17 protein-coding genes are annotated in these 15,883 nt (G+C 74.4%); 5 read left to right on the forward strand and 12 right to left on the reverse strand.

Going from position 1 to position 15,883, the window contains the following annotated elements:
* Positions 1-91: 91 nt before the first annotated feature.
* The gene (locus N0B34_RS02425; RefSeq protein ID WP_263729636.1) at positions 92-1,051 is read right to left on the reverse strand and encodes a MerR family transcriptional regulator; all 960 of its coding nucleotides are present in this window, start codon (positions 1,049-1,051) and stop codon (positions 92-94) included.
* A 275-nt stretch (positions 1,052-1,326) separates the two neighbouring features.
* Between N0B34_RS02425 and N0B34_RS02430 the strand changes: the two genes are divergently transcribed.
* A complete protein-coding gene (locus tag N0B34_RS02430) occupies positions 1,327-1,623 on the forward strand; it encodes a WhiB family transcriptional regulator (RefSeq protein ID WP_263729638.1) in 297 nt (98 codons plus the stop codon).
* Between the two features lie 89 nt (positions 1,624-1,712).
* On the opposite strand, the gene groES is transcribed toward N0B34_RS02430, so the two are convergent.
* Positions 1,713-2,006: a co-chaperone GroES gene (groES, locus tag N0B34_RS02435; RefSeq protein ID WP_263729639.1), complete on the reverse strand. Its 294-nt coding sequence runs from the start codon at positions 2,004-2,006 to the stop codon at positions 1,713-1,715.
* Positions 2,007-2,212: 206 nt separating this feature from the next.
* Between groES and N0B34_RS02440 the strand changes: the two genes are divergently transcribed.
* Both N0B34_RS02440 and N0B34_RS02445 read left to right on the forward strand, forming a co-directional pair.
* Complete coding sequence (locus N0B34_RS02440) at positions 2,213-3,469, forward strand: class I SAM-dependent methyltransferase (RefSeq protein WP_263729641.1); 1,257 nt, start codon at positions 2,213-2,215, stop codon at positions 3,467-3,469.
* Positions 3,469-4,617 (forward strand): glutamate--cysteine ligase, encoded by a 1,149-nt coding sequence (locus tag N0B34_RS02445; protein WP_263729642.1) that lies wholly within the window; start codon positions 3,469-3,471, stop codon positions 4,615-4,617. Before N0B34_RS02440 ends, N0B34_RS02445 begins: the two co-directional genes overlap by 1 nt.
* A gap of 49 nt (positions 4,618-4,666) precedes the next feature.
* On the opposite strand, the gene tsaD is transcribed toward N0B34_RS02445, so the two are convergent.
* On the reverse strand, positions 4,667-5,722 hold the full coding sequence (gene tsaD, locus N0B34_RS02450; protein WP_412175685.1) for a tRNA (adenosine(37)-N6)-threonylcarbamoyltransferase complex transferase subunit TsaD: 1,056 nt from the start codon (positions 5,720-5,722) through the stop codon (positions 4,667-4,669).
* A gap of 97 nt (positions 5,723-5,819) precedes the next feature.
* Here tsaD and N0B34_RS02455 point away from each other — a divergent pair, with 97 nt between their 5' ends.
* Entirely contained in the window at positions 5,820-6,470 is a 651-nt protein-coding gene (locus N0B34_RS02455) for a malonic semialdehyde reductase (protein WP_263729643.1), read from the forward strand.
* Positions 6,471-6,545: 75 nt separating this feature from the next.
* Here N0B34_RS02455 and N0B34_RS02460 read toward each other — a convergent pair whose 3' ends face one another.
* Genes N0B34_RS02460 through N0B34_RS02490 form a run of 7 tightly spaced genes read right to left on the reverse strand, consistent with a single transcriptional unit; the run spans position 6,546 to position 12,629 of the window.
* Positions 6,546-7,394 (reverse strand): sulfurtransferase, encoded by an 849-nt coding sequence (locus N0B34_RS02460; RefSeq protein ID WP_263729644.1) that lies wholly within the window; start codon positions 7,392-7,394, stop codon positions 6,546-6,548.
* On the reverse strand, positions 7,391-7,876 hold the full coding sequence (gene rimI, locus N0B34_RS02465; protein WP_263729645.1) for a ribosomal protein S18-alanine N-acetyltransferase: 486 nt from the start codon (positions 7,874-7,876) through the stop codon (positions 7,391-7,393). The genes N0B34_RS02460 and rimI overlap by 4 nt, the downstream gene beginning before the upstream one ends.
* Complete coding sequence (gene tsaB / locus N0B34_RS02470; protein ID WP_263729646.1) at positions 7,873-8,568, reverse strand: tRNA (adenosine(37)-N6)-threonylcarbamoyltransferase complex dimerization subunit type 1 TsaB; 696 nt, start codon at positions 8,566-8,568, stop codon at positions 7,873-7,875. The genes rimI and tsaB overlap by 4 nt, the downstream gene beginning before the upstream one ends.
* A 5-nt stretch (positions 8,569-8,573) precedes the next feature.
* Positions 8,574-9,164 (reverse strand): tRNA (adenosine(37)-N6)-threonylcarbamoyltransferase complex ATPase subunit type 1 TsaE, encoded by a 591-nt coding sequence (gene tsaE, locus N0B34_RS02475; RefSeq protein WP_263729647.1) that lies wholly within the window; start codon positions 9,162-9,164, stop codon positions 8,574-8,576.
* Positions 9,161-10,357 (reverse strand): alanine racemase, encoded by a 1,197-nt coding sequence (gene alr / locus N0B34_RS02480; RefSeq protein WP_412175686.1) that lies wholly within the window; start codon positions 10,355-10,357, stop codon positions 9,161-9,163. The genes tsaE and alr overlap by 4 nt, the downstream gene beginning before the upstream one ends.
* 47 nt (positions 10,358-10,404) lie before the next feature.
* Entirely contained in the window at positions 10,405-11,088 is a 684-nt protein-coding gene (locus N0B34_RS02485) for a nucleoside/nucleotide kinase family protein (protein WP_263729649.1), read from the reverse strand.
* A complete protein-coding gene (locus N0B34_RS02490) occupies positions 11,085-12,629 on the reverse strand; it encodes an NAD(P)H-hydrate epimerase (RefSeq protein WP_263729650.1) in 1,545 nt (514 codons plus the stop codon). The genes N0B34_RS02485 and N0B34_RS02490 overlap by 4 nt, the downstream gene beginning before the upstream one ends.
* Before the next feature lie 30 nt (positions 12,630-12,659).
* On the opposite strand from N0B34_RS02490, the gene N0B34_RS02495 reads away from it, so the two are divergent.
* Positions 12,660-13,646 (forward strand): LLM class F420-dependent oxidoreductase, encoded by a 987-nt coding sequence (locus N0B34_RS02495; RefSeq protein WP_263729651.1) that lies wholly within the window; start codon positions 12,660-12,662, stop codon positions 13,644-13,646.
* 10 nt (positions 13,647-13,656) lie between these two features.
* Here N0B34_RS02495 and N0B34_RS02500 read toward each other — a convergent pair whose 3' ends face one another.
* Positions 13,657-14,010, reverse strand: a complete 354-nt coding sequence (locus N0B34_RS02500) for a holo-ACP synthase (protein ID WP_263729652.1) — start codon at positions 14,008-14,010, stop codon at positions 13,657-13,659.
* Between the two features lie 7 nt (positions 14,011-14,017).
* The gene (gene glmS / locus N0B34_RS02505; RefSeq protein ID WP_263729653.1) at positions 14,018-15,874 is read right to left on the reverse strand and encodes a glutamine--fructose-6-phosphate transaminase (isomerizing); all 1,857 of its coding nucleotides are present in this window, start codon (positions 15,872-15,874) and stop codon (positions 14,018-14,020) included.
* Positions 15,875-15,883 lie beyond the last annotated feature (9 nt).

Below are 15,883 nucleotides of genomic sequence, written 5' to 3' on the forward strand. Positions count from 1 at the left end.
AGGAACTGCTTGACGACGCGGTGCCGAATTGCCCCGTGGAGGGCGGTCGACCGGAATTGTCCGTGACCCGTTCGGGTGGATCAGAGCCGTATCACCCGAGAAATCGCCCCCCGTGACTCGAGGCTCCCACGGATTCGCCGAGCGCCGCCAGCACCTCGTGCAGCAGCCCGGTGAAGGTCCGCGCTCGGTGCACGGAGCGACCCAGCGGGAGCAGCTCGGCCGCCGGGTCGGGGACCATCACGAAGTGCGGCACCTCGGGCCGGTCCTCGGCGAGCCGCGCGACGGGCGCCAGGTCCGGCGCCTGCTGCTGGGACACGGTGACCAGCGCACCGGCCCGTGTCATCGCGACCAGCTCCACGGCGTGCCGACCCGACAAGGGGCCGCCCACCACGCGAGCGTCCACGCCGTGCTGCACCAGCGCCGCCGCGAGCGCGTGCGCCAGCAGCGGCCGCGGGGCACCGGACGGCACCAGGACGAGAACGACGGGCTGCCCCGTCGTCTCCTGGTCCGGCGTCACGTCCCGGAGGGCGCCCAGGGCGGCCGACCGCAGCACCGTCTCGGCGTCGGCGCCGGGGCGGTCGATCACGGTCCGGCGGCTCAGCGCCTCGAGCGCCGGCTCGACCAGGGCGGTCCACCAGCCGACCACGTCACCGCCGACGCCGATCCGCAGCAGTGCCGCGCACCCGTCGCCGTCACCGGCGAGAGCGGCGTCCACCACCGGACCCGGTGTCCGGGACGCGCTCGGCACCGGCACGGCGACCCGGTCGGGCACCGCGTCCAGGAGCGAACCGCCGGAGACCTCGGTGGCGAGCGCGATGCGCGCCGCCTCGCCGGGTGCGACGCCGTCGATGGTCAGCCGCCGCATCACCAGCAGCCGCGCGAGGTCCTCGGCGCCGTACCGACGGTGGGAGCCGGCGGGGTGCTCGGACGGCCCGAGGCCGTAGCGACGGTCCCACGTCCGCAGCGTCGCCGGTGCGACGCCGAGGCGACGGGCGACCGCGGCGACCGTGAGCGCCGGCGCCAGGTGCGCGGCCTGCTCGTCTTCGGCCATGACGCGATTGTGCCAGCCCGGAGAAGCCTGAGCACTGCAGTGGTCGCGCTCCCGCGCGTGGCGCCGTGGCCTGCACCGACACCTGGACCAGATCTGGGCAGGCGTCCATATCGTTTCACCGGGGCCGAACTTCCGACCGGGTCTTGAACAACCTGTGGCGCGGTTGCTACGGTGGCGACGCACCACTTGATCGACCCGCACCGCCGCTCGTCGTGGCGCCGGGACGGTCCGCTCGCAGCGGCCGACAAGGCCGAGGACATGAGGAGGACGACCAGATGGCCGAGATCTCGCGCTTGCCCGGTCCGGTGATGGACCTGTGGGAGTGGCAGTTCCAGGGAGCGTGCCGCGACGCCGACGAGAACCTCTTCTTCCACCCTGAGGGCGAGCGCGGCGCCGCCCGCCGCCGGCGTGCCGAGGCGGCCAAGGCGATCTGCGCCACGTGCCCGGTGATCAAGGAGTGCCGCGAGCAGTCGCTCGCCGTGCGCGAGCCCTACGGCGTGTGGGGCGGCCTGTCCGAGGACGAGCGTGCCGCCGTCCTGGCCGAGCGGTCGGGCCACCGGCACGTCGGCTGACGACGAGAGCCGCGTCCGGCGGACCCGAACGACGAGGGCCCCTCTCCCGCACCGGGAGAGGGGCCCTCGTTCATGACGGGGGGCTCGGATCAGCCCACGACCGCCAGCACGTCACGCGCGGACAGGATGAGGAACTCCTCGCCCGCGTACTTCACCTCGGTGCCGCCGTACTTGGAGTAGATGACCTTGTCACCCACCGCGACGTCGAGCGGCACGCGGTTGCCCTTGTCGTCGATGCGACCCGGGCCGACGGCGAGGACCTCGCCCTCCTGCGGCTTCTCCTTGGCGCTGTCCGGGATGACCAGACCGGACGCGGTCGTGGTCTCGGCCTCGAGGGCCTTCACCACGATCCGGTCCTCGAGGGGCTTGATGGAGACCGACACAGCGGACCTCCCCTTCGCATGTGAGTAGTTCAGCAGGTCAGTGCCGCACCGTCAGCCGCCGTCGTCGCGGTGCCGGGACCTGGGTGCGGTTGGCACACTCACCGGGAGAGTGCCAGCTCCTCACTCTAGGAACGCCTTAGCACTCGGTCAAGGCGAGTGCCAGCGCCGGGCGGCGTCGCCGCCGGTCGCCGTGCGAGGATCGCCGCATGGACGCCGCCAGCCTCTCGCTCCTGCTCAGCGAGCAGGGCTGGGCGTTGCTCAGCGCCCTGCCACCGTACGACGAGCAGCGCGTGATGGCCGTGTCCGCCCGGCTGCAGGCGGAGGGCCTGGACCCGGCACTCGTCGCCGCTGCACTGACCCAGTCGCGGCTGCGCGCGCGGGCGCGCACGAAGTTCGGGGACTTCGCGGACGGGATGCTGTTCACGCCGGCCGGTCTGGAGCAGGCGACCCGCCTGCCGGTGGCGGCGCACCACGCGCGGCGCTACCTCGCCGCCGGGCTGACCCGGGTGGCGGACCTGACGACGGGGATCGGCGCCGACGCGATGGCGCTGGCGGGCGTCGGGATCCAGGTGCTGGCGGTGGACGTCGACGAGGTGACCGCGGCGGTCGCGACGGTCAACCTGCGGCACTTCCCCGAGGCGCAGGTGCGCCACGGCGACGGTCTGCAGCTGGACCTCGCGGCCGAGGGCGTCGACGGCGTCTACGCCGACCCGGCACGGCGCAGCGCCGCCGGACGGCGCAGCTGGGAGCCGTCGGACTGGACCCCGCCGCTGGACGCGCTGCTGGCGCTGCGCGACCGCGTGCCCGCCGTCGGTCTCAAGCTCGGGCCAGGACTCCCCCACCGGCTCGTGCCCGACGGCGCTCTCGCCCAGTGGGTGTCCGTCGACGGTGACGTCGTCGAGGTGGGTCTGTGGTTCGGCCCCCTGTCACCCGAGGGCTCCGGACGGTCGGCACTGGTGCTGCGCGACGGCCGCGCGCACACGCTCACCGCCACCACGGGCGACGACGAGCGGCCGCCGGTCGGTGCCGTCGGCACCTACCTGTTCGAGCCGGACGGCGCGGTGATCCGCGCCGGACTGGTCGGCACCGTCGCGCACGACCTGCACGGCCGGCTGCTGGACCCCAGCATCGCGTACGTGACCGCCGACCGGCTGGTGCCCAGCGACGTCGCCACCGCGTACCGCGTCCTGGACGACCTGCCCTTCGGCGTGAAGCGGCTGCGCACCTACCTGCGCGAGCGCGGGGTGGGTCGCCTGACCGTCAAGAAGCGCGGCACCGCCGTCACCCCCGAGCAGCTGCGCGGCCAGCTCGACCTGCACGGCGACGCCGAGGCCACCGTGGTGCTCACCCGTGTCGGTGGCTCGCAGCGGGTGCTGCTCGTCGAGCCGGTGACGGGCGCGACGGCGCCGGCCGCCGGCCGGTCCGACCCTGCCGCCTCCGGCGGCGAGCCCGAGGAGCCCTGATGGCGGCACCCGTGCCCCTGCCGTTCGCCGTGTCCGAGCGGTCGACCATCGGCATCGAGTGGGAGGTCGCCCTGGTCGACGCCGACTCCGGCGACCTGCGGCAGGCGGCCCAGACCATCCTCCAGGCGGTGCGGGTCGAGGACGGCAGCGACCACCCGAACATCAGCCAGGAGCTCCTGCTCAACACGATCGAGGTGCAGAGCGGCAAGTGCCGGACCGTCGCGGAGGCCGCCGCGGACCTCCAGGTCGCGCTGGACCAGGTGCGCCACGTCGCCGAGCCCCTGCGGATCGACCTGATGGGGAGCGGTACCCACCCCTTCGCCCACTGGGCCACCCAGAAGGTCACCGACAAGCAGCGGTACGCCACGCTGATCGACCGCACCCAGTGGTGGGGCCGGCAGATGCTGATCTACGGCGTGCACGTGCACGTCGGCATCGAGGACCGCGCCAAGGTGCTGCCGCTCTCCCGCGCCATGCTCACGGTGTTCGGCACCATCCAGTCGCTGTCCGCGTCGTCGCCGTTCTGGGCCGGGGCCGACACCGGCTACGCCTCGAACCGCGCGCTGATCTTCCAGCAGCTGCCGACGGCCGGCCTGCCGCCGCAGTTCGACCGGTGGTCGCAGCTCGAGCAGTACGTCGGCGACATGGTGCACACCGGGGTGATCGACCAGGTCGATGAGGTGCGCTGGGACATCCGCCCCTCCCCGCGGTTCGGCACGCTCGAGATGCGCATCGCGGACGGTGCCGCGAACCTCCTCGAGGTCACCGCGATCTCCGCGCTGACCCACTGCTTCGTCGAGCACTTCTCCGAGCAGCTCGACCGGGGTGAGCCCCTGCCCACCCTGCAGCCGTGGTTCGTGCAGGAGAACAAGTGGCGCTCGGCGCGCTACGGCATGGACGCGATCCTCATCACGGATGCGGCGGGTGACGAGGAGCTGGTGACCGACTCGGTCACCCGGTGGCTGGAGGTCCTCGCGCCCGTCGCCGAGCGGCTCGGCTGCGGCGCCGAGCTGGAGCAGGTCCGTACCATCCTGCGCCGCGGAGCGTCGTACCAGCGGCAGCGTGCCGTGGCCCGGCGCAACGCGGGCGACCTGGGAGCGGTGGTCCGGGCGCTGGTCGAGGAGTTCAAGGCCGGTCGGCCGCTGTAGCGGCAGGGCCGACCGGCAGCTGCAGCGGCATGGACGCGTCGCCGTCGAGCTAGACGAGCACCTGGGTCAGCGGCATGGACGAGTCGACCGGCAGGTCCAGGGACGACGCCGGCCGTCCGCGGCGCAGCAGGGCCGAGCCGAGGGCCGCGATCATCGCGCCGTTGTCCGTGCAGTACCGGATCGGCGGGATGCGCAGCGTGATGCCGGCCTCCTCGCAGCGCAGCGCCGCCATGTCGCGCAGCTGCGAGTTCGCCGAGAAGCCGCCACCGACCACCAGGGTGTCCACACCGTGGGCCTTGCAGGCGGCGATCGCCTTGGCGGTCAGCACGTCGGCGACCGCGGCGGCGAACGACGCGGCGACGTCGCGCAGCGGGATCTCGAGCCCGGCGTCCTCACGGGCCTCCACCCAGCGCGCGACGGCCGTCTTCAGGCCGGAGAACGAGAAGTCCGTGGCGTGCGCCGCCTGGTCCTTGGCCGCGGTCAGACCGCGGGGGAAGCGGATCGCGTCGGGGTCGCCCTCGCGCGCGAGTCGGTCGATGTGCGGGCCGCCCGGGTACGGCAGGCCCAGCAGCCGGCCGACCTTGTCGAAGGCCTCCCCCGCGGCGTCGTCGAGCGTGGAGCCCAGCTCGGTCACCTCGACGGTGTCGTCGATGCGCAGCAGGGAGGAGTGCCCGCCGGAGACGACGAGGGCCAGCACGCGCTCCGGGAACTGACCGTCCACCAGCTCGTCGACCACGGCGTGGCCGATCACGTGGTTGACCCCGTACAGCGGACGGTCGAGCGCCACGGCGAGGGCCTTGGCGGCGGAGGCGCCGATGGTCAGCGGGCCGACGAGACCCGGTCCGGCGGTGACGGCGATCGCGTCGACCTGCTCGAGGCCCACGCCGGCAGTGGCCAGCGCGCGGCGCACGGTGGGCACCATCGCCTCGAGGTGGGCACGCGAGGCGATCTCCGGGATGATCCCGCCGAAGCGTGCGTGCTCGTCCATCGAGCTGGCGACGGAGTCCACCAGCAGCTCGTACCCGCTGACGAGGGCCACGCCCGTCTCGTCGCAGGACGTCTCGATGCCGAGGACGAGCGGGTCGGTGGATCCAGGCAGCGGCACGAGGACAGGATAGGCGAGCGGCCGCGGTCCGCCCGGCTGTGGCGCAGGTCACAGCGGGGCCGGGAAGCGACTCCAACAATTGAATGTTCAACGAGTTGTGAGCACCGACACCACACCTCTGGACACCTCGGACCTCGACGCCGAGCTCGACTCCGCCGGTCTCCTCGACGGAGCCACCGCCGACCTGCTGTTCCGGGAGGCCCGGACCGCCGGCGCCTTCACCGCCGACGAGGTCACGGACGCGCAGCTGCGGGCTGCCTACGACCTGGCCAAGTGGGGTCCGACGGCGATGAACGTCACCCCGCTGCGGATGCTCGTCGTCCGCACGCCCGAGGCCCGCGCCCGTCTCGCGGCGCACATGAACGAGGGCAACCGGCAGCGCGTGCTCGACGCGCCCGTCACGCTGCTGCTTGCCGCCGACACCCGCTTCCACCAGCACCTGCCGCTGCTCGCGCCGCACCGCGCCGAGATGGTGGACAGGTTCGAGGCGATGCCGCAGGTGCGCGAGCAGATGGCCCGCAACAACGCGTGGCTGCAGGCGGGCTACCTGATCGTCGCGCTGCGTGCCGCGGGGCTGGCCGCCGGTCCGATGGGCGGGATGGACGCCGCCGCGATCGACGCGGACCTGCTCGCCGGCACGGGGTGGGTCTCGTTGTTCGTCGTGAACGTCGGCCAGGCCGAGGGTGCGCAGTACCCGTTCCCGCGCGCCGCGCGACTGGACTGGGACCAGGCGACCCGAACGCTCTGACGCACCGCTGCCGCGGACCGCGGCACCGCACGCGCCTGACCGGGCCGACGTGAGCGGTCGGCCCGGTGAGGCGCGTCAGGCGGTCGTCTCCCCGGAAGACGTGGCCACCGGTCGCGACGGGTCGGACGACCACTGCGACCACGAGCCCGGGTACAGGGCCGCCTCGATCCCGACCGCCGCGAGCGCCGCCACCTCGTGGGCCGCCGTCACGCCCGACCCGCAGTACACGGCCACCGGCCCGGTCGCGCCGACCCCGGCGAACCGAGCACGCAGCGCGTCGTCGTCGAGGAACCGGCCGTCCCGGGTCAGGTTGTCCGCCGTCGGTGCGCTGCGGGCGCCGGGGATGTGGCCCGCTCGCGGGTCGACCGGCTCCACGAGGCCGGCGTAGCGCTCCGCCGCGCGGGCGTCGAGCAGCGTGCCCGTCTCGGACCACGCTGCCGCGCCGTCCGCGTCGATCGTCGGCAGACCGCCCGCGTGCAGCACCACGTCCCCCGGTTCGGGGAGCACCTCACCGGCCTCCAGCGACAGGCCCGCCTCAGTCCAGGCGGACAGGCCCCCGTCGAGCAGCCGGACCTGGGCCACGCCGGCCCAGCGCAGCAGCCACCACGCCCGCGCTGCCGCGGTGCCCCCCGTGGCGTCGTAGACCACGACCGCCGCTCCGTCGCGCAGCCCCCAGCGCCGCGCCGCGGCCTCCAGGTCAGCCAACGGCGGGAGCGGGTGCCGGCCGGCGGCCGCGCTCGGCGGCGCGGCGAGCTCGACGTCCAGGTCGACGAAGACGGCGCCCGGCAGATGGGCCGCGAGGTACTGCTCGTGCCCGTCCGACCGGCCCAGGGCCCAGCGGACGTCCAGCAGCACCGGCGGCTCCTCGTCGGCGAGCGCCGCCGCCAGCGCCTCGGCGGAGACCAGCACGTCGGCCCTGCTCATCGGGCGTCCTCGGCCCGCACCAGCGGGAGCAGCATGGTCCAGGCGTCGATGTTGCCCGGCTGGTAGTAGGCCCGGCGGCGGCCCAGCCGCTGGAAGCCGGTCGACTCGTAGAGGTGGATCGCCGGGTCGTTGTCCACCCGCACCTCCAGCAGCACCCGCTGGGCGCCGAGCTGCCGGGCGTGGTCCACCAGCTGGTTCAGCATGGTCCGGGCGATGCCGCGGTCCTGGTGCTGGGAGTCCACCGCGATCGTCATCACCTGGGCGTCCTCGCCGTCGAACCACAGACCCGCGTACCCGACCAGCAGGCCGGTGGTCGGCGTGACGGCGCCGATGTACCACCGGCCCTCCGTGACCAGCTCCTCCGCCAGCGATGCCGGCGACCACGCGGCCGCGCCGAACAGGTCACGTTCGAGCACCTCGAGCCGCGGCAGGTCGCTCGCGGCCAGCTCCCGCACGACGACGTCGGGCGGGACTGCGCTCACGTGAGGACCCGCTTGCGCACGACGGACGGCTCGGCATCCGGTCGGCGGAGGTAGAGCGGGGTTGTCGCGAGCGGCTGACCGGCGGCGTGGCGCGCCAGCGCCAGCCGGCCCAGCTCGGCGGGGTCGGGGTCGAGCAGCGCGGGGTCGTCCGGCTGCTCGTCCGTCAGCCCGAGAGCCTCGTGGTGCAGCCACGCTCCGCGCCCGACGACCAGGGCGTCGGTGGTGCGGCCGTGCTCCACGAGCGTGGTCGGGACGGCGATGTCCGGGCCGCCGATCGGCTCCGCCGCACGGTCGGCGTCGACGCGGTACTCCGCCCAGTACACCTCCCGGCGGCGTGCGTCCGTGACCACCAGCACGCGGGCCCCGGGCTCCGCCGTCCGTGCGGCGGTCGCGGCCAGGGCGTCGACCGACGGCACCCCCCACGCCGGGACGTCGAGCGCCAGCGCCATCGTCCGGGCCGTCACCAGCCCGACGCGCAGCCCGGTGAACGGCGCAGGGCCGGTGCCGGCCACGACGGCGGTCAGCTGCGTCCGGTCGACGCCGGCATCGGCCAGCACGTGCTGCACCATCGGCGCGAGCAGCTCGGCATGGTGCCGCTGCTCGGAGTCGGACCGGGTGGCCAGCACCGTGCCGTCGTCGGCCAGCAGCGCGACGGCGACGGCGGAGGACGTGTCCAGGGCGAGGATCGGCACGGCGATCAGCCTGCCACGCCGGTCAGCACGCCGACGCGCGGCAGCGCGACACCGGCCCAGCGCGGCCCCACGGCGCGGACCGTCAGCACCCGCTCGCCGGCGTCCGCCGGCTCGTCCGCCGTCGGGTCCACCGCCCCGCGCGGACGCCGCAGGCTCAGCTCGAGCCGGTCCTCCGCCAGCGGCTCGACCCAGCCCTCGCCCCACTCCACCACCGTCACGGACTCGTCCAGGCTCGAGTCGAGGTCCAGCGCCTCGACCTCGTCGAGCGACCGCAGCCGGTACGCGTCCACGTGCACCAGCGCGGGCCCGACGGAGCCGTCGGGCTGCGGGACCGGCGGGTGCTCCCGGGCGATGATGAACGTCGGCGAGGCCACCTGGCCGCGGACGTGCAGGCCGGCTCCGATGCCCTGCGTCAGCGTCGTCTTGCCCGCGCCGAGGTCACCGGTGAGCACCACCAGATCACCCGCGCGCAGCACCGCCGCGAGCTCCAACCCGTACGCCCTGGTCGCCTCGGCGTCCGGCAGCCGCACGGCGCCGGTCAGTGCCTCACCACCCGAGGCCGGCGCCCCGGGCGCACCCTCCGGCTCGCCGCTCATCGGACGACCGCCTCGTCGCACGCCGGCACACCGGCCCGCGCCACGGAGTCCACGTGCTCACGCGGCACGCGCACGCCCAGCCGCGTGGTGATCTCGTAGCTGATCGTGCCGGCGGCCTGCGCCCAGTCCTCCGCCGTCGGACCGCCGTCCGCACCCGTCCCGAACAGCACCACCCGGTCCCCCGCTCTCTGCGTCGCCTCCGGTCCGAGGTCGATCACGAACTGGTCCATGCACACGCGCCCCGCCACCCCGAGCGTGCGGCGCCCGACCTGCACCGGCCCGCCGAGCCGCGCCCCGGACCCGGACGCGTGCCGGGGTATGCCGTCGGCGTACCCGAGCGGCACCACGCCGAGCGTCGTCTCGCGGTCCGTGACGTACTGGTGCCCGTAGCTGACGCCCTGCCCCGCGGGCACCCGCTTCACCGTGGCCAGCTCGGCCTCGAGGGTCATCGCCGGCACCAGCCCGAACTCGGTCGGGCCGCCGAGCTGGGGCACCGGGGACAGCCCGTACACCGCCAGCCCGGGGCGGACCAGGTCGTAGTGCACGGCCGGCCGCGTCAACGTCGCCGCCGAGTTGGCGATGTGCCGCACCTCGAGCCGCGCGCCGGCGGCCTCGACCGTGCGCACCGCGTCGGCGAACACCTGCTCCTGGGCCCGGACGGTCGGGTGGTCGGGCTCGTCGGCGAACGCGAAGTGGGACCACACGCCCACCACGCGGACGGCGCCCTCCGCCTCGGCACGCAGCGCTGCGGCCGTCAGCTCCGGCAGCTGGTCCGGCAGCACGCCGTTGCGGCCCAGCCCGGTGTCGACCTTCAGGTGCACGCGGGCGGTGCGGCCGGTGGCGCGGGCGGCACGCAGCACCTCGTCGAGCGCCCACGGGGCGGCGACCGACACGTCGACGTCCGCCTCGATCGCCTCGCCCAGCGGGGCTCCCGGGGCGTAAAGCCAGGTCAGCACGCGGGGCGCGGTGACGCCCGCTGCGCGCAGCGCGAGCGCCTCGGACACCTGCGCGGTGCCGAGCCAGGTCGCGCCGGCCTCGACGGCGGCCGTCGCGACGGGCAGCAGCCCGTGGCCGTAGGCGTCGGCCTTGACCACGGCCATCACCTGCGCCGTGGGGGCGTGCTGGGCCAGGGCCCGGACGTTGCCGCGAATCGCGGCCAGGTCGACGACGGCACGGGCGGGGAAGCGGCTCACGGCCGTCAGTGTCTCACCGGGCCCGCGGAGGGGCCCGAGGCTGCCCGTCAGCCGGGGTCGACCACCAGGTCGGCACGGTCGGCCGTCGCGGCGATCAGCCGCGCGTTGGCCTCGTCGGGACCCAGCGACCACGTCCGTGCGGCGTCCGGCGCCTTGCCGAACCGCACGTGCCGGGCGATCAGGCGCTCGAGCCGCACCTCGTCGTCCACCGTGACGTACCAGGTCTCGTCCAGCAGCCCGGCCACCGGCCCGAACCCGTGCTCGCGTACCAGCAGGTAGTTGCCCTCGACCACCACCAGCGGGACGTCGGCCGGGACGGCCAGCGCACCGGCGATCGCGTTGTGCGCCTCGCGCCGGTACTCCGGCGCCCACACCGTCTCGCCGTCGACGGGCCGGCGCAGCCGCCGCAGCAGCGCGACGAAGCCGGCCGCGTCGAACGTGTCGGGCGCTCCCTTGCGGTCCGCCCGCCCCAACCGCTCGAGCGTCGTCTGCGCGAGGTGGAAGCCGTCCATCGGCACGACGACGCAGTCCGCGCCGAACGCCTCGGCCAACCGCGCGGACACCGTGGACTTGCCGGCTCCTGGTGCACCCGTGATGCCGAGGAGCCGCCGGTGCGCGGCACCGTCGGACGGTTCGGTGCCGTCGCCGGATCGTCTGGGCGGGCGGTCCAGCAGCGCGCGGACCCGGTCGACCAGGGCGGACGGCAGCGGGGACGTCTCCGGGATGGTCATGCGTCCTGCGCCGCCGTCTGCTCCGTCGCCACCAGCCCCGCCACCACCCCGGGGAGCGCCTGCGCCACCGCCAGGGCCGCCACCGGTCCGCCGGGGTTCGCCGCCCGTGCCGCGCGACCGTGCACCGAGGCGGCGGCGGCTGCGAGCGCTGCGACCAGGGTCGGGTCGGCGCGGACGTCGTCCGAACGCCCGGCCAGCAGGGCGCCGAGCAGTCCGGTCAGCACGTCGCCCGCTCCGGCGGTGGCCAGCCACGCGGGCGCCTCGGCCTGCGCGTACAGGGCGCCGTGCGGCCCCGCCACCACCGTCACGGCACCCTTGAGCAGCACCGTGGCGCCGGTCAGCTGCTGCGCCCGCACCGCCCAGCGCAGCGGCTCGCGCTCGACGTCCGCACGCTCGACCGGTTCGCCTCGCACGCCCAGCAGGGTCGCCAGCTCCCCGGCGTGCGGCGTCAGCACCGTCAGCGGGGTGGACCGGTTCGGCAGCAGTCCGAGCGCACCCGCGTCTACGACGACCGGGAGGTCGTCGGCCGCCGCCGCACCGAGCGCGTCCCGCACCCGTGCGGCTGCCACCTCGTCGTCGGGGTCGATGCCGGGACCGACCGCCCAGGCCTGCACCCTCCCGGTCCCGACGACCACCTCGGGACGCGCGGCGAGCACGGCGTCGCCGACCTCCCCGCCGTACCGGACCATCCCGACCCCGGCCAGCACCGCGGCGCTGCTCACCAGGACCGCTGCTCCCGGGTACCGCGGCGTCCCGGCCACCACGCCGAGCACCCCGCGGGTGTACTTGTGCGCCGCTCCGCCGGGTACGGGCCACAGAGCCGCGAGGTCGTCGGCCTCGAGCCGCACCACGGCCGGCGTGCCGGAGCTCCGCAGGCCGATGTCCACCACGTCGACCCGCCCCGCCAGAGCCGCCGCGGGCGGCAGCAGCAGCCCCGGCTTGGCACAGCCGAACGTCACCGTGCGGTCAGCGGTCAGCACGGGACCGGGGACGCTGCCGTCGTCCACCCCGATGCCGGAGGGCACGTCGACCGCCACCACCAGGGGCGGCCGGTCCACCGCCGCGAAGGCCTCCTGCAGCGCCGTCACCAGGGCCTCGCCCGTGCCGCGCAGGCCGCCCCGCGCCCCGATGCCGAGGATCCCGTCGAGCACCACGTCGGCCTGCGCCGCGAGAGCCGCCGCCGCTCGGACGGACGAGCCGTCGGACGACCCGTCCAGCGACCGCAGCCGGCCCCCCGCCTCCTCGAACGCCGCCGAGCCCTCGGGATGGACCCGGTCGGACACGAGCAGCGCCGTGACCGCGGCCCCCCGCCGCAGCAGCCGGACGCCCGCCCACAACGTGTCCCCGCCGTTGTTGCCGCCACCGACCAGCAGGACCACCGTCGCGCCACCGACCCGGCCACGTCGTTCCCGCAGGCCGGCCGCGACCACCGTGGCCAGCGCGAAGGCGGCGCGGTCCATCAGCGGCACCCCCGCCGCCAGCAGCGGCTCCTCCGCGGCCCGTACGTCGTCCGACCCCCACGCCAGCAGCACGTCGCCCATCCTCGCGGGTCCCCAGGTAGCGTGCGAACCATGCGCTTCGGACTCTTCATCCCCCAGGGCTGGCGGCAGGACCTCACGGGCATCGACCCCCGCGAGCACTGGTCCGTGATGCACGGCCTCGCCCAGCACGCCGACGACGGCGACACCTGGGAGTCGATCTGGGTCTACGACCACTTCCACTCGGTGCCCGAGCCCAACGGCGAGGCCGTGCACGAGGCGTGGAGCCTGATGAGCGCGTTCGCCGCCAGCACCTCACGCGTCCGCCTCGGCCAGATGTGCACGTGCATGGCGTACCGGAACCCGGCCTACCTGGCGAAGGTGGCCGCCACCGCGGACGTGATCAGCGGCGGCCGCGTGGAGATGGGCATCGGCGCCGGCTGGTACGAGCACGAGTGGAAGGCGTACGGCTACGGCTTCCCGTCCGCCGGCAACCGCCTCGGCATGCTCGACGAGGGGGTGCAGATCTTCAAGCAGCTGTGGAGCACCGGCACCGCGACGCTGGACGGGAAGCACTACCAGGTCGACGGCGCGATGCTCGCCCCGCTCCCCCTGCAGCTGGACGGCCCGCCGCTGTGGATCGCGGGCGGCGGCGAGAAGGTGACGCTCCGCATCGCGGCCGAGCACGCCTCGTACACCAACTTCGACGGGGCACCGGCCGGGTTCGCGCAGAAGTCGCAGATCCTGCGCGGCCACTGCGAGGCGATCGGCCGCCCGTTCGACGAGATCACGCGCTCCGCCAACTACAACGTGGTGATCGGGTCGACGCAGGCCGAGGTGGACGACCGGATCGCCTGGATCGAGGAGCACTACGCGCTGACGGTGCCGGCCAAGGCGGCCGACGAGGCCGAGTCGTGGCGCCGGGGCCCGCTGGTCGGCACGCCCGAGCAGATCGTCGACAAGCTGCGCGAGCTCGAGAGCCTGGGCATGACGTACGCCATCTGCTACTTCGCCGAGGCTGCCTACGACCGCTCGGGCATCGAGCTGTTCGAGCGCGAGGTCGTGCCGGCGCTGCGCTGAACGGCGGGTCTCAGTCGCGCTCGGCGACGACGACGGCGGCTGCGATCCCGGCGTCGTGCGAGATCGACACGTGGAACCGGGTGATCCCCAGCTCGGCGGCCCGCGCCGCCACGGTCCCGGTCACCTCGATCACGGGCTGAGCGCCCGCCACCCGGCGCACCACCGCGTCGTGCCAGTGCAGCCCCGCGGGTGCGCCCAGCGCCTTGGCGAGGGCCTCCTTGGTGGCGAACCGCGCCGCCAGGGAGGTCTCCGGCATCGACCGCTCGTCGGCGACGAACAGCCGCTCGCGCAGCCGCGGTGAGCGGTGCAGCGCCTCAACGAGACGCTGCACGTCCACCACGTCGATGCCGACGCCGACGATCACCGTCCGGTCACTCGACCGTGACGGACTTGGCCAGGTTCCGCGGCTGGTCCACGTCCAGCCCCTTCGCGGTGGCCAGCTCGCAGGCGAAGATCTGCAGCGGCACGACCGTCAGCAGGGGCGCGAGCAGCGTCGGGCACTGCGGGACCGAGAACACCTCGTCCGCGAACGGCAGCACGGCCTCGTCGCCGTCCTCGGCGATCACCAGGGTGCGGGCGCCGCGTGCCCGGATCTCCTGGATGTTGGAGACGACCTTCGAGTGCAGCGAGTGCCGGCTGCGCGGGCTCGGCACGATGACGAACACGGGCTGACCGGGCTCGATCAGCGCGATCGGTCCGTGCTTGAGCTCGCCGGCAGCGAACCCCTCGGCGTGGATGTACGCGATCTCCTTGAGCTTGAGCGCACCCTCGAGGGCCACCGGGAAGCCGACGTGCCGCCCGAGGAACAGCACGCTCTGCGTGTCGGCCATCCACCGCGCCACCTGCCGCACCCGGTCGGCCCGGTCGAGCACCTGCTGGATCTTGTCCGGCATCGCCCGCAGCTCGGCGAGGATCGTGCCGACCTCGTCGGGGAACATGTTGCCGCGCAGCTGGGCCAGGTACAGGCCGAGCAGGTAGACGGCGGTGATCTGCGCGAGGAACGCCTTGGTCGAGGCGACGGCGATCTCCGGACCGGCATGCGTGTACAGCACCGCGTCCGACTCGCGCGGGATGGTCGAGCCGTGCGTGTTCACCACGGCGAGCACGCGGGAACCCTGCTCACGGGCGTGCCGCACCGCCATGAGCGTGTCCATCGTCTCGCCGGACTGCGAGATCGCCACGACCAGCGTGCGCTCGTCGACCACCGGGTCCCGGTAGCGGAACTCGTGGGCGAGCTCGACCTCGACCGGGATCCGGCACCAGTGCTCGACGGCGTACTTGGCGACGTGGCCGGCGTACGCCGCCGTGCCGCACGCCACCACGACGATCTTGTCGACCTGCCGCAGCACCGCCTCGTCGATGTGCATCTCGTCCAGGACGAGCCGGCCCTGCACGTCGGTGCGGCCGAGGAGCGTGTCGGCCACGGCGTGCGGCTGGTCGTGGATCTCCTTGTCCATGAAGGACCGGAACCCGCCCTTCTCGGCGGCGGCGGCGTCCCAGTCCACGACGTAGCGGCGCGCCTGCGCCGGCCGGCCGTCGAACCCGGTCACCTCGACGGACTCGGGCGTGATGGTCACCACCTGGTCCTGACCGAGCTCGAGGGCCTCCCGGGTGTGCGCGATGAAGGCGGCGACGTCGGAGCCCAGGAAGTTCTCGCCCTGGCCGAGCCCGACGACGAGCGGCGAGTCGTGCCGCGCACCCACGACGAGGTCGGGACGGTCGGCGTGCACGGCGAGCAGCGTGAAGGTGCCGTCCAGGCGCAGGGCGACCGACTGCATCGCCGTGGTCAGGTCACCCGTGCGATCGAAGGCGCCCGCCAGCAGGTGGGCGACGACCTCGGTGTCCGTCTCGGACGCGAACTGCACGCCCTGCTCGACCAGCTCGGCCTTCAGGGTCGCGAAGTTCTCCACGATGCCGTTGTGGATCACGGCGAGCCGGCCCGAGACGTGCGGGTGGGCGTTCTGGTCGGTCGGTCCGCCGTGCGTCGCCCAGCGGGTGTGGCCGATCGCGGCCGTCGCGGCGGGGAGCGGACGGGCGTCGAGCTCCTCGACGAGGTTGGCCAGCTTGCCCGCCTTCTTGCGCGTGTCCAGCTCGCCCTCGGCGGTCAGGACGGCGACCCCGGCCGAGTCGTAGCCGCGGTACTCGAGACGCCGCAGCCCCTCGATCACCACCTCGAGCGGAACGGCGCTCGGGGTGCGGCTGCCGACGTAACCCACGATTCCACACATGGCGTCGAT

This window comes from Cellulomonas sp. SG140 (genome assembly GCF_025770785.1).
Lineage (GTDB): Bacteria > Actinomycetota > Actinomycetes > Actinomycetales > Cellulomonadaceae > Cellulomonas.